Raw genomic sequence first — 12,398 nt, forward strand, 5'->3', positions numbered from 1 at the left:
CAAAAGTTGGTAGTGTGGTTATCGGCAGTGGCGAGAAAATGTTCAGTGGGATAGTGGATTTATTGCGCAAAGTTGACAGCACGCCGCGCGGAGATTCTCCGGCGGCGTGCTGTCAGGTGGCATTAACTGACGTCATCTGGCGCGTTCAGGTTAAATGCATGCCGATATAGCGCTCATAACGTGCGGGTTTCACGCGTGACAGATCGACCAGCACCAGACCATCAATGCAGTGATTGAAATCCGGATCGCTGCCGAAATCGATAAACTGCACGCCGCCCGGCTCGCACACTTCCGAATACTGTTTGTACAGCGTCGGAATCGCGGTACCGAGATTAGCCAGCAAATGCTTGAGACGCCGCAAATCGTCGGCGTAGTTATCGCCGGTGAACTGCGCCAGCACCTCCGGCAGCGACGCCGGATAAGGGCGGCGCGACTTCGCCAGCGGCAGGTCGGTCGGAAAGTAGAGACGGTAAAATGCCACCAGCAGATCGCGCGCCGCCAGCGGCATGGTGCCGGAGATTGATACCGGACCGAACAGGTAGCGCGTCTGCGGATAGCGCGCAATGTAAGCGCCGATGCCCATCCATAAATAATCCAGCCCGCGCTTGCCCCAGTAGGCCGGCTGAATGAAGCTGCGCCCCAGTTCCAGCCCCTGCTGAATAATCGGCAGCATGCGCTCGTCATAGTGGAACAGGCTGTCGCTGTAGATGCCCTGCAGCCCGCGCCGTGCCAGCTGCTCGGCGCCGGGAATAAAACGGTAGGCCCCGACAATCTCCAGCGCCTCGTCATCCCATAAAATCAGGTGATAGTAATCATCGTCATACTTGTCGAGATCGCGCCGCCTGCCGCTGCCCTCGCCCACCGCACGGAAGGCGATTTCGCGCAGCCGGCCCAGTTCACGCAGCAGCGGCACCCAGCTGGCCCCGTTGCGCCGCCACAGGTAAATCTGTTTGCCGTCCGGCAGCGTCCCGAGCCGTTCACTCTCCAGCAACGCTTTTTTCAGCTCAGCGCGATCTTCCGGGCGGGCGATGGCGGCTTCGGTAAGAAACAGACCGCGCCGTCCCTGACCGATGCGGTACAGATGCTTGCGCAGCCGCTTCGCCAGCTCTTTGCCCGGCGTATGGCCATCGTGCCAGTTGGCGAAGGGAATCTGCTCGCCGATATGCAGTTTGATGCGCGTGCCGCGCTGGCGGAACATTTCGCGCACCAGCATCAGCAGCGCCAGCGGTGCCGCCACCTTCGCCGCGGCGTAAAACGCCAGGCTGTTACGTCCTGCCACGTGCACCGGTACCAGCGGCGCGCGGGCGCGGGCGGCCAGGCGCAGAAAACTGTGGTGCCAGTGACGGTCACGCACGCCGCGGCTGGACAGGCGCGAGACTTCACCGGCCGGGAAGATAATCAGCGCGCCCTGGTTGTCGAGATGCTGCTGCATGCGCGTCAGCTGCTCGCGGCTGGTGCGGTTGCCCATGTTATCCACCGGCAGCATCAGGTTGTTGATGGGTTCCAGCATCATCAGCATGCGGTTGGCAACGATTTTCACGTCGCGCCGCACCTGCGATACCGCCGCCAGCAGCGCCAGGCCGTCCAGCGCGCCAAGCGGATGGTTGGCGACGATCACTACCGGCCCGTGCGTCGGGATCTGTTCAAGGTCGCGTTCGCTGAGCTCACAGCGCACATCCAGGTGTTCCAGCACCTGCTCCACCATATCCACCCCTTTCAGATGCGGATAGCGCTGGGCAAAGTCCTGAAACTCCTGTTCACGCACCGCCCACTTCAGCAGGCTTTTCTGCCAGTGCGCCGGCTGCTGGCCTGGCCAGTAAGTATTGAGAAGCTGATCAACGGAAAACATGGTGCACCTTTTTATACGCAGCGGTTTATTCCCCTGACGTTAAAACGGCTTGTTTTCAGATTTATGACCACGGCAGATGCGGACAGGAAAAAGTATCGGCGCGCTTTGTGCTGGCGCATAAAAAAGTCAAATTTACCTTAAATGAGAATTTTCCAGACAGGACTTAAATCTTATTCTTAAGACCCGTGAATTAATCTGGTCACACCTCTGCTAATGAATTTTCATCGGTGTTTATTCCTTGCATTCTTTTTTTTGTTTATTTTTGGACTACACATATGATTCATTCGGTATTTATAGTTGATGACCACCCATTAATCTGTGCGGGTATTCAGGCACTGCTGCACGCTTATGACTATTCGGTTGCAGGCATTGCCAACAAAGGCGATTTATTGATTAGCGAATTACATCATGCGCAGCCAGACGTGGTGCTGCTGGACCTGACCATGCCCGGCCGCGCGGGCATTCCGCTGATTGCCGACATTAAACGTATTTTGCCGCAGCAAAAAATCATTGTTTTTACCGCCTCAGAAAGCCTGTTTTATCAACGCTGTTGCCTGCAGTTAGGGGTAGAAGGCTATGTGTGTAAACGCGGCGATTTGGAAACTTTATTGACAGCAATAAAAGAAGTCGAGCGCGGAAAACGTTTTTATCCGGTCACGCACAGTGCGGCGGATGCCGCCGAGCTGATTGAAAGCGAGAAATTGATGAGTTTAACGCGCCGCGAATTGATTGTGCTGGTGAAACTGGCCTCCGGGATGAGTAATAAAGAGATCGCCTCACAATTACAGCTGAGCAGTAAAACCATCAGCACTTATAAAATTAAAATTCTGCGTAAGCTCGGCCTGAAAGGGATTAGCGGAATTAATACGGCGGCGCGCGCCAATGAGCTGGTGTGAGTCAAACCCGGCCCGGTCTGGTCCGCCAGCGTGACGACCGGGCAGCAGGTCAGAGCTTGAGCGGCGGCAGCTGAGAGAACACGCTCAGCAACCCTTTACTCCACAGCTGGCGGATCTGGGAAAAGTAGGGATGCTGTTCGGTGATGTGGTACTGCTCGCTGTCGCTAAAGCTGTCGCTGTGGTAAACCATCGCGTCGAGCGGCAGGCCGACGGAGATGTTACTCGCCAGCGTCGAATCCATGGAGATCAACGCACACTGCATCGCCTGGCTGAGCGAGGTCTCATAGCGCAGCACGCGGTCAATAATTGGCTTACCGTATTTGCTCTCACCAATCTGGAAGTACGGCGTGTCGACGCTGGCTTCAATAAAGTTGCCCTGCGGATAGATCTGGAACAGCCGCGGCTCTTCGCCGCGAATCTGCCCGCCCAGCAGCAGCGTGCCGCCAAACTCCTCGCCGTCGCGCGCAATCACTTCACGCAGCGTGGCGCCTACCAGCAGCGCAATGTCGTACAGCGAACGCCCGTTGAGCAGATTGGGTTGCTCGCTGTCGTTGCAGTTGCGCCGCAGCAGGCTCATCACGCTCTGCGTCGTCGCCAGATTGCCGGCGCTTTGCAGCACCAGCGTGCGCTCATCGTCCACCTGAAACACATGCAGTTTGCGAAACGAGGAGATATGATCCACGCCCGCATTGGTGCGTGAATCCGAGACAAAAATCATCCCGGCCGATAAACGCATTGCCACACAATAAGTCATAGTTACGCCTGTTCCGATTACTGCTGCCCGTGCACCTGTTGCACCGCAGCCACCGCCAGCATATCTTCACCGCCGCCGCCCAGACGAATGCCGCGCACCGGACAGGCATCGAGATAGTCGACGCCCACCGCCAGCCGCAAATGCTGCCGCGTACTGCGCGTGTTATTGGTGATATCAAAGCTGTGCCAACTGCCATCCAGCCAGGCTTCAACCCAGGCATGGGTAGCAACGTGTTCAACGTTGTCAGTATACAGATAGCCACTGACGTAGCGCGCCGGGATCCCCAGGCTGCGACAGCAGGCGAGAAACACGTGGCTGTGATCCTGGCAAACGCCGCTGCCGGCAGCAAACACTTTCGCCGCGCTGTCGCTTACCTGCGTGCTGCCGGGCTGGTACGGCATTTTCAGCAGCAGCTCGTCCATCAGTTTTTCCAGGCTGGCGAGCGGTTTTTCCGCCTGCCAGTAGCGCCGGGCGAAGTCGCGGATTGCCCCGTCCGGCTGGGTCAGCGGCGTAGCGCGCAGAAAAACCAGCGGCGACAGCGTCGACTGCGGATCCGGCGCCAGCTCGCTGGCATCCAGAATCTCGACCACGCCGCGCGCGGCAATCTCCAGCAGCTGATGCGGCCTGTCCAGCGTCAGCACGTGCAGCACGTTGCCGTAAGCATCCAGCGTGCGCGTCGCCTCACACGGCAGATCGAGCTGCCACGACAGCACCTGCTGGTGCACCGAATTCTGCGGCGTCAGGCGCAGATACTGGGTGCTGAGTTTTACCTGCTGCTCATAGGCGTACCAGGTTTTGTGCTCAATGTTCAGTCTCATTTCGCCTCCAGATAGGTGTGATTGATGCTCTCCGCCAGCGCGTTGATGCGGCTGAGAAAATGGTCCAGCCACGGCTGCAGGCCGTCGCGCGTCAGGCTTTCCCAGGTGCTGAAGCGCATCTCCGCCAGCAGGACCGTACTGAGATAGCGCGGACGATCCTCGCCGCTGCTACCAATCTGCTCCAGCTGGCTGGCGATCTCTTCAATGCAGGAGTGCAGCGAGCGCGGACTTTCGCTGCGCAGGATCAGCATTTCGTTGACCAGCGGCGGCATCAGCTGCTGCTTAAAGATGGCGTTGTAGGCCTCGCGCGCCGACACCGCGCGCAGCAGGCTGTCGAGGCAGAAATATTCCCGTACCGTGTCGGGATGCTGCTCCAGCAGCTGCTGGTTAACGCTCAGCAGCCGCGCGGTGCCGTCGCTGCGCTCCATCAGCGTGCCAAGCCGGATAAAACGCAGCGCATCGCCGCGCAGCAGCGTGCCGGACATCGCGCCGCGAAACAGATGCGAACGCTCTTTCACCCAGTCAAAGAAGCTGTCGGCACCGGCCGGCGAGATGCCGCGGCGGCGCGTGTTGCGCATCTCAATCCACGTCGAGTTAATGCTTTCCCACACTTCGGATGAGAGGCTGCCGCGCACCGCGTGCGCGTTGTTCCACGCCGCCTGCCAGCAGCTGAAAATACTGCTCGGGTTACGCTCATCCAGCGCGAAGAAGTTGAACAGCTGCGGCATGGTGCAGCGCCCGTTAAGGGTTTCAAACAGCTGACGCGTACCGGTCAGGTTGAGCGGCAACAGTAGTTCGTCGCCCTGACGATTGCGCACCGGCATCAGCGACAGGCGATGGGTCACATCCAGCACCCGGGCAAGTTGTTCTGCGCGCTCCAGATAGCGCGCCATCCAGTAAAGGCCACTGGCCGTCCGGCTTAGCATGATGTGTCATCCTCCAGCACCCACGTGTCCTTGGTGCCGCCGCCCTGCGACGAGTTCACCACCAGCGAGCCTTCGGTCAGCGCCACGCGCGTCAGGCCGCCCGGCACCAGCCGGATATCCGCGCCGTACAGCGCAAAAGGCCGCAGATCGATATGGCGCGGCGCCAGACCGTTGTCGATAAAGGTCGGGCAGGTGGAGAGCGACAGTGTATCCTGCGCGATGTAATTATCCGGCCGCGCCAGCAGCCGTTCGCGGAACTCACTCAGCTGCTGCTGGCTGGCGACCGGGCCAATCAACATGCCGTAACCGCCGGCACCGTGCACCTCTTTCACCACCATCTGCGCCAGATTGGCCAGCACGTAGCTCAGATCCTGCGGCTTGCGGCACTGCCAGGTAGGCACATTGTTGAGGATCGGATCTTCATCAAGGTAGTAGCGGATCATCTCCGGCACGTACGGATAGATCGACTTGTCATCGGCGACGCCGGTGCCGATCGCATTGGCCAGCACCACATTGCCGGATCGGTATACCGACAGTAATCCCGGCACGCCGAGCATCGAATCCGGCCGGAAGGCGAGCGGATCGAGAAACGCGTCATCCACGCGGCGATAGATCACATCCACTTTGCACGGCCCGGCGGTGGTACGCATCAGCACCGCGCCGTCTTTGACAAACAGATCGGCGCTCTCCACCAGCTCCACGCCCATCTGCTGGGCGAGAAAACTGTGTTCGAAGTAGGCGCTGTTGAAGCGTCCCGGCGTCAGCACCACCACCACCGGATCGTTAACCGGCGAGCTTTCGCGCAGCGTCTGCAACAGGTGCGACGGATAGCGCTCCACCGGCGCGATATGCTGCGCGGCAAACAGCTCCGGATAGAGGCGCATCATCATTTTGCGGTTTTCCAGCATGTAGGAGACGCCGGACGGCGTGCGCAGATTATCCTCCAGCACGTAATAGTCGCCGTCGCTGTTGCGTACCATATCGACACCGGTAATGTGCGCGTAGATCTGGCGATGCAGATCGACATCCTGCATACAGGGCTGATACTGATCGTTAACCAGCACCTGCTCGGCCGGCACGATGCCGGCTTTGAGAATATATTGCTGATGGTAGATATCGTGCAGGAAGGCGTTGAGCGCCTGAACGCGCTGGCGAATGCCGCGTTCCAGCATCGCCCACTCGCTGGCAGGAATGATGCGCGGCACGCTGTCGAACGGGATCAGCCGCTCGGCACCGCCATCGTCACCGTAGACGTTGAAGGTGATGCCAACGCGATGAAACAGCAGTTCTGCCTCTTCACGTTTACGCGCCACCGCCTCTTTGTCCGCCTGTTGTAACCATTCCCAGTAATGCTGATAGTGAGCGCGGTGCTGACCGTCGCTCTGCAACATCTCATCGTAGAAGGTTGATGCTATCTGGTCGCGTGCTTTCATGATTTACCCGGCGCTTGTCAGAGGACCTGACTTCTCTCCTGCACAAAGTGTGCCAGAGGCCCGCCGCCGCAACGGCACGCGCGCCCCGAAAGCGGAGCCGCGCCGGATAATCCTTGCCTTGCACCTTACTGGTGCATCAGCTGCTGCGCCACTGGCAGCCAGATTTCGGTCATTGCTCCTTCGCCGCCGGTAAACGGATCGCGATCCGGCAGCGGCACGCGCTGGATCTGCTCTTTCGACGCGCGCAGCCGGGAGGGTTCGTCGCGCACGGTTTCCGGTGACATTCCTTCAGGATAGGCGCCAACGGTGAAAAAGTCGTCGGAGGCAAACACCTGTTTATGGCCCACGCCGGCCGGGATCAGCACCGCATCCCCTTCACGCAGCGTCACCATGCGGCCGCTGTCGCCGCCAAACAGCACTTCCGCCCAGCCCGCGCCGACGCCCAGTACCTCATGGGTGTTGGGATGATAGTGGGTGTAAGGAAAAATTGGCGCGCGCCACGCCGCAGGCCAGCCGCTGGCGCTAAAGGTTTTTTCAAACCAGGCCGCGCTGTCCTCCTCCTCTTCCGGCACCACGCACGGCCAGATGATCAGCGGCAGCGGATTATTGGGTACACCGCCGGACGGCAGCGATAACATTAAATGCTGCGGGTTACCTGACGATCCCGCGGAAAAGGTACCGGCGGCGAAAGACATCAGTAACAGCAGACTGGAAGATTGGGCAGACATACTCTTTCTCCGGATAGCCACGTTGCCTAATTGTGGCAAAGCCACCGGGCATTGCAATGTGCGCACACCGGCAAAATTCACATAAAAGAATGATTTAGCTTACTAAAGCCAAATTACTTATTAACATATTTAACATTTCGTGGCATGCCATGGCGCGCCTCGTTTACCCGGCGTCTGCCGCAGCTAAAAACAGGCAAAAAAAAACCGGTGGATTTCGCCACCGGTAGAATCAACAGTTGATTCAAAGGCACTGACAGGTTATCGCAGGCGGTCAGCGATGGGTTTCACCACGTTCTCCCCTTCGCGACCATAAAACTGAAACAGCGTCTCGGCTGCCGCCTCGGTGAGCACCATGATTTCAATGCGGCGGTTACGTGCGCTGAGCGGATCGGCTTTGTCCAGCGGCATACGGGACGACATGGCATTCACCTGCAGCACGCGCGTGCTTTCCAGCCCGCCGCGCTCCAGCGCGCGCCGCGCCGCCAGCGCACGGTCACCGGAGAGATTCCAGTTGTTGTACGCCGCGTTGCCGCTGTACTGCGCGGCGTCGGTGTGGCCGCTGATCATGATTTTGTTGTCGATACGGTTAAACACCGGACCAAGTTCGGTCAGCAGACGCTGGTAAAACGGCGTCAGCACCGCGCTGCCGCGCGGGAACATCATGCGATCCTGGTCATCCTGAATCAGGATACGCAGCCCCTGCGGCAGGGTTTCCAGTGTCAGCAGGTTCTGAGCGTGATAGCTGTTGATGATGCTCTGGATCTGCTGACGCAGCTGCGCCAGCTCGGCGTCGGAGCGCGACAGCACGCTGTCCAGATCTTCCTGCGGCTGGCTTGCATTGCTATTGCTGTCGCTGTTTTCCGCGCTGGTGTCACTGACGGTGGCGCCCTCGGTCGGCGGCGCAATCGCCAGCGTTTCACCAATGATGGCGGAGCCGCGTCCGGTTTCGACATCGAACGGATTAAAGCCGGACCCGTTAAACACCGAGGTGCCGTTGAGCTGCGCGACAATCTCCTTACGCTCGTCTTCGGTGACGGCGCCCATGATCCACAGCACCATAAACAGCGCCATCATCGCCAGCGTGAAGTCGGCAAAGGCCACCTTCCATGCGCCGCCGTGAGCCCCGTGATGCGCTTTCCTGCCGCCGCGTTTAATGATCAACTTTGTGGTGGTGACCAAAGGGGCCGAGCGTATTTCTGAGGTGTCGGCGCGCTTTACCCTCGACGCGCTGCCGGGCAAACAGATGGCGATCGACGCCGATCTCAACGCCGGGCTGATCAATCAGGAACAGGCGCGCGTGCGGCGTCAGGATGTGGCCAACGAGGCGGACTTCTACGGCGCGATGGACGGCGCCTCCAAGTTTGTGCGCGGTGACGCCGTCGCCGGCATCATGATCCTGCTGATCAACGTGCTGGGCGGCATCCTGATCGGCGTATTCAAACACGGTTTACCGGCCGGCCAGGCGTTCGAACAGTATGTGCTGCTGACCATCGGTGACGGTCTGGTGGCGCAGATCCCGTCGCTGTTGCTGTCGACGGCGGCGGCGATCATCGTGACGCGCATCAGCGACGGCGCTGACATGGGCGAGGAAGTGAAGTCGCAGCTGCTGGCGAAACCGGCCACGCTGTATACCGCCGCGGGCGTGATGTTTGTGCTGGCGATTGTGCCGGGCATGCCGCACATGGTGTTCCTCGTCTTCACCGCCCTGCTGCTGTTCGCCGCGTGGCGCCAGAGCCGCGTAGTGCAGAAGCCGACGCAAAGCCATGTCGACATGGAGGCGATCAATCAGGCGCTGGCGCAGCCGGACGAACAGCCGACCATCAGCTGGGACAATATTCCGCTGGTCGAGCCCATCGGCCTTAACCTGGGCTACAAGCTGGTCACGCTGGTGGACAAAGGCAAAGGCGCGCCGCTGACCCAGCGTATGCGCGGCGTGCGCCAGGTGGTGTCAGAAACCAGCGGCGTGCTGCTGCCGGAGATCGCCCTGCGTGAAGATTTCCACTTAAAGCCGTCGCAGTACGCCATCAAGATCAACGGCGTTCGCACCGCGGTGGGTGAAGTGCACGCCGACCGCCTGATGGCGCTGCCGACGCCGGATCAGTACGGTGAGATTGACGGCCTGCTGGATACCGATCCCGCGTACGGTATGGCGGTGACCTGGATCCTGCCGGAGCAGAAAGCCAAAGCGCTGAATCTGGGTTATCAGGTAGTCGACTGCGCCAGCGTGGTGGCCACGCACGTCAACAAAGTGGTGCGCGAAAACCTGCCAGAGCTGTTCAACTACGATGATATTACTCAGCTGCATCAGCGGCTGGCGAGCGTGGCACCGAAGCTGTCGGAGGATCTCAACGCGGCAGTGAACTACAGTCTGCAGCTCAAGGTGTATCGTCTGCTGCTCAACGATCAGGTATCGCTCAAGGACATCACCACCATCGCCACCACGCTGCTGGAGAGCGTGGCGATCACCAAAGATCCGATCCTGCTGACCTCCGACGTGCGTTATGCGCTGCGCCGCGCCATGGTGGCGGCGATTGCGCCGGACAACAAACCGCTGTCGGCCTATACGCTGGATAACAGCCTGGAAAACCTGCTGCTGGCAGCGCTCAATCAGGCGCAGCAGGGCGGCAAAGTGGCGCTGGACAGTTTCCCGGTCGACCCTAACATTCTCACCCAGCTGCAGAGCACGCTGCCGGTGATGATGGAGCAGCTGAAAGCGCAGAACCTGACGCAGGTGCTGCTGGTGACGCCGCAGCTGCGGCCGCTGATTGCGCGCTACGCCCGGCTGTTCGCCAGCGGGCTGAATGTGCTGTCGTATAACGAGGTACCGGACGATGCCAATCTGCAGATTGTCGGGCAGGTGAGCTGATGCGTTGCGGAAAACTGTTATAAAAAAACACCGCTGATCTGTCTCTGCCGCCCTTCACTGTTATGTGGTTTACTGGCAGGCAGTGATATTCAGAGGTGAATAATGGACGCGATTAAACAAATTCTGATCGATGAAATCGACACGCTCAACCGCGAAGAGCGGCGCGATAATCTGCCGCGTTTTAGCTTTAACTTCCTGAAAACCCATCCGGGGCTGTGGGGCGTGATGTACCTGTGCTACGGCCTGTGCGTGGCGCTGATTTTCTCGACTGAGATGCTCGGCTGGCCGGCCTTCTGGTTCGCCACGGTGTTCGTGCTGGTGATGAGTTTTCTGATGCTGCTGGACATCAACCCGAAATACCGCTTCGAGGACATCGATACGCTGGATCTGCGCGTGTGCTACAACGGCGAGTGGTATTACGTGCAGCCGGTCTCACAGCAGGCGCTGGACAAGATCCTGGAGAATCCAGGCACGCCCGAGCGCGTGCGCAGCGGCATCGATCGCCTGATGCAGCAGAAAGGAGAAGTGGATTTTTATGATGTCTACTACCTGACCTGGGGCCATCAGCGCGCCGCGAAGATCTGATCGGGCAAATTCATTCCTGCTTCCATGGTATTTATAAGTCTTTAATGACTCACTGCTTAATTACTACCCCCAGCGTCTTTACACAGAAGTTATGTAAAGATAAGGCGGTTAGTAAGACAACGCCTGAAGGCTGGGTCAGGAAGTTTCGCCGCGCGCACCAAATCAAAACGCCGGCACGCCGCTGTGAAAGCGCAGCTCAGTGTCCGGCTCGCTGATCAAGCGCGCTTCTGCTGCCCCGATCGCCCGCACGCGCGGCGCGATATCCTTCGGTGAAATCTGTGCCGCCAGCGTCAGGTAATCCTGATAGTGGCGCGCTTCGGAACGCAGCAGCGAGATGTAAAACTTCTCCAGCTGCGCATCCAGGTACGGCGCCAGGCTGGCGAAGCGCTCGCAGGAACGCGCTTCGATATACGCCCCGCAAATCAGTTTATCCACCAGCGTTTCCGGTTCATGGGTGGTCACTTCACGCAGCAGCCCTTTGGCGTAGCGGCTGGCGGTGATCTTGCGATAGGGCAAACCGCGCGCCTGCATGATTTCCCACACCTGATAAAAATGGTGCAGCTCCTCTTTGATCAGCAGCACCATCTTTTCCACCATCTCATCAGCCCACGGCAGTTCATTACGCACAATAATGCTTTTGCTGAGATTCTTGTGGGCATTGATAAAATCGCTGTCGTGATTCTCGCCGAAAATAAAATCTTCGTACGGCTGCAGCCACGCCAGGATCGCGTCGCCACTGGGTTTATCCGCGACGTATTTGCGGATCAGCCACACCGCGGTCTGCGCCGCTTTCAACTCGCATACCATATGATCGGTAAGCAGCAGCGTGAGATTTTCCGGCTTGCGCGCTTCATCAATCCACGCCTGCGGCGTGCGGCACTGTAAAAACTGGTGAATGGGGTCTAATAGCGAAGCGTAATTCATCGGAGGTTCTTAACTGGCAGGAAAATTACCGGGCGGCATGTGCCGCCCGTCAGGGCTTAGTGACGCACACCGTCATCGTCTTCGTCGTCGATCTCTTCGCCGTCGTCTTCATCTTCGGCATCCGGATCTTCAAAGTAGGTGCCCCAGCCGTCGTAATCGACGTTGTATTTCCCGACCAGATTCACCAGCTGCTCAACCTGCGCGTCAATCAGTTCCGGCTTCAGCGCCGATTCGCTCAGGATGTCGACGCACATCACGGTGCTGCCGTCTTCCAGCTCCAGCTCTTCCGGCTCGGTGACTTCATAGCCCAGCTTGAAAGCGTCAACCGCGGCCTTCTCCAGCGAGTCGAAGTTGTTGCAGGAGAGATGATGCTCGATGGTGTAAAGCGCATCCGGATCGCTGCCGTCTTCCAGCAACTCTTCAATGATCAGGCGCGTCTCTTCGCGCTGTTCTTCCAGCAATGCTTCGTATGCCATGGGCGTGTCCTCAAAATGGTGGCAGTGAATGCAATTATTTTCCCACACTGCCTCGCGCGCCACTACACAAAACAGAAAGTTTCTTATCGCTGGGGTTGAAAATGCATATTCATACGGTTAGATTGAATTTTAATTCATTATTG

General features: G+C 58.8%; 11 protein-coding genes and 1 pseudogene. 3 read left to right on the forward strand and 9 right to left on the reverse strand.

Annotated features, from left to right (window positions below):
* Positions 1-145: 145 nt before the first annotated feature.
* Complete coding sequence (locus C1N56_RS16490; RefSeq protein ID WP_058780393.1) at positions 146-1,849, reverse strand: lysophospholipid acyltransferase family protein; 1,704 nt, start codon at positions 1,847-1,849, stop codon at positions 146-148.
* 227 nt (positions 1,850-2,076) lie between these two features.
* Between C1N56_RS16490 and C1N56_RS16495 the strand changes: the two genes are divergently transcribed.
* Entirely contained in the window at positions 2,077-2,745 is a 669-nt protein-coding gene (locus C1N56_RS16495; RefSeq protein ID WP_325925163.1) for a response regulator transcription factor, read from the forward strand.
* A gap of 49 nt (positions 2,746-2,794) precedes the next feature.
* Here C1N56_RS16495 and C1N56_RS16500 read toward each other — a convergent pair whose 3' ends face one another.
* From C1N56_RS16500 to C1N56_RS16525, 6 genes are all read right to left on the reverse strand, one after another.
* Positions 2,795-3,499 carry a proteasome-type protease gene (locus C1N56_RS16500; RefSeq protein ID WP_031279727.1) on the reverse strand — a complete coding sequence of 235 codons (705 nt, stop codon included), beginning with the start codon at positions 3,497-3,499 and terminating at the stop codon, positions 2,795-2,797.
* A gap of 17 nt (positions 3,500-3,516) precedes the next feature.
* Positions 3,517-4,317: a transglutaminase family protein gene (locus C1N56_RS16505; protein ID WP_058759558.1), complete on the reverse strand. Its 801-nt coding sequence runs from the start codon at positions 4,315-4,317 to the stop codon at positions 3,517-3,519.
* Entirely contained in the window at positions 4,314-5,243 is a 930-nt protein-coding gene (locus C1N56_RS16510) for an alpha-E domain-containing protein (RefSeq protein ID WP_394516880.1), read from the reverse strand. Before C1N56_RS16510 ends, C1N56_RS16505 begins: the two co-directional genes overlap by 4 nt.
* Positions 5,237-6,676 (reverse strand): circularly permuted type 2 ATP-grasp protein, encoded by a 1,440-nt coding sequence (locus tag C1N56_RS16515; RefSeq protein ID WP_058770669.1) that lies wholly within the window; start codon positions 6,674-6,676, stop codon positions 5,237-5,239. Before C1N56_RS16515 ends, C1N56_RS16510 begins: the two co-directional genes overlap by 7 nt.
* Before the next feature lie 125 nt (positions 6,677-6,801).
* Positions 6,802-7,404: a hypothetical protein gene (locus C1N56_RS16520; RefSeq protein WP_021507674.1), complete on the reverse strand. Its 603-nt coding sequence runs from the start codon at positions 7,402-7,404 to the stop codon at positions 6,802-6,804.
* A 258-nt stretch (positions 7,405-7,662) separates the two neighbouring features.
* Positions 7,663-8,565 (reverse strand): flagellar motor protein MotB, encoded by a 903-nt coding sequence (locus C1N56_RS16525; RefSeq protein ID WP_236569444.1) that lies wholly within the window; start codon positions 8,563-8,565, stop codon positions 7,663-7,665.
* Here C1N56_RS16525 and C1N56_RS16530 point away from each other — a divergent pair.
* Together C1N56_RS16530 and C1N56_RS16535 are read left to right on the forward strand one after the other, a co-directional pair.
* A pseudogene (locus C1N56_RS16530) lies at positions 8,555-10,270 on the forward strand (flagellar biosynthesis protein FlhA); the annotation flags it as partial. The gene C1N56_RS16525 and the pseudogene C1N56_RS16530 sit on opposite strands and share 11 nt — an antisense overlap.
* Before the next feature lie 102 nt (positions 10,271-10,372).
* Positions 10,373-10,855 carry a YlaC family protein gene (locus C1N56_RS16535; RefSeq protein ID WP_021507677.1) on the forward strand — a complete coding sequence of 161 codons (483 nt, stop codon included), beginning with the start codon at positions 10,373-10,375 and terminating at the stop codon, positions 10,853-10,855.
* Positions 10,856-11,017: 162 nt separating this feature from the next.
* Here the strand turns inward: C1N56_RS16535 and C1N56_RS16540 are convergent, their stop codons facing one another.
* Together C1N56_RS16540 and rraB are read right to left on the reverse strand one after the other, a co-directional pair.
* On the reverse strand, positions 11,018-11,779 hold the full coding sequence (locus tag C1N56_RS16540) for a tRNA isopentenyl-2-thiomethyl-A-37 hydroxylase MiaE (protein WP_394516881.1): 762 nt from the start codon (positions 11,777-11,779) through the stop codon (positions 11,018-11,020).
* A gap of 56 nt (positions 11,780-11,835) precedes the next feature.
* Positions 11,836-12,255, reverse strand: a complete 420-nt coding sequence (gene rraB / locus C1N56_RS16545; RefSeq protein WP_010615961.1) for a ribonuclease E inhibitor RraB — start codon at positions 12,253-12,255, stop codon at positions 11,836-11,838.
* Positions 12,256-12,398 lie beyond the last annotated feature (143 nt).

The organism is Pantoea sp. SGAir0175, from assembly GCF_043547855.1.

Coding starts and splice junctions, on each gene's coding strand:
- C1N56_RS16490 (WP_058780393.1), bottom strand. CDS start 1,849: ATGTTTTCCGTTGATCAGCTTCTCAATACTTACTGGCCAGGCCAGCAG.
- C1N56_RS16500 (WP_031279727.1), bottom strand. CDS start 3,499: ATGACTTATTGTGTGGCAATGCGTTTATCGGCCGGGATGATTTTTGTC.
- C1N56_RS16505 (WP_058759558.1), bottom strand. CDS start 4,317: ATGAGACTGAACATTGAGCACAAAACCTGGTACGCCTATGAGCAGCAG.
- C1N56_RS16510 (WP_394516880.1), bottom strand. CDS start 5,243: ATGCTAAGCCGGACGGCCAGTGGCCTTTACTGGATGGCGCGCTATCTG.
- C1N56_RS16515 (WP_058770669.1), bottom strand. CDS start 6,676: ATGAAAGCACGCGACCAGATAGCATCAACCTTCTACGATGAGATGTTG.
- C1N56_RS16520 (WP_021507674.1), bottom strand. CDS start 7,404: ATGTCTGCCCAATCTTCCAGTCTGCTGTTACTGATGTCTTTCGCCGCC.
- C1N56_RS16535 (WP_021507677.1), top strand. CDS start 10,373: ATGGACGCGATTAAACAAATTCTGATCGATGAAATCGACACGCTCAAC.
- C1N56_RS16540 (WP_394516881.1), bottom strand. CDS start 11,779: ATGAATTACGCTTCGCTATTAGACCCCATTCACCAGTTTTTACAGTGC.
- rraB (WP_010615961.1), bottom strand. CDS start 12,255: ATGGCATACGAAGCATTGCTGGAAGAACAGCGCGAAGAGACGCGCCTG.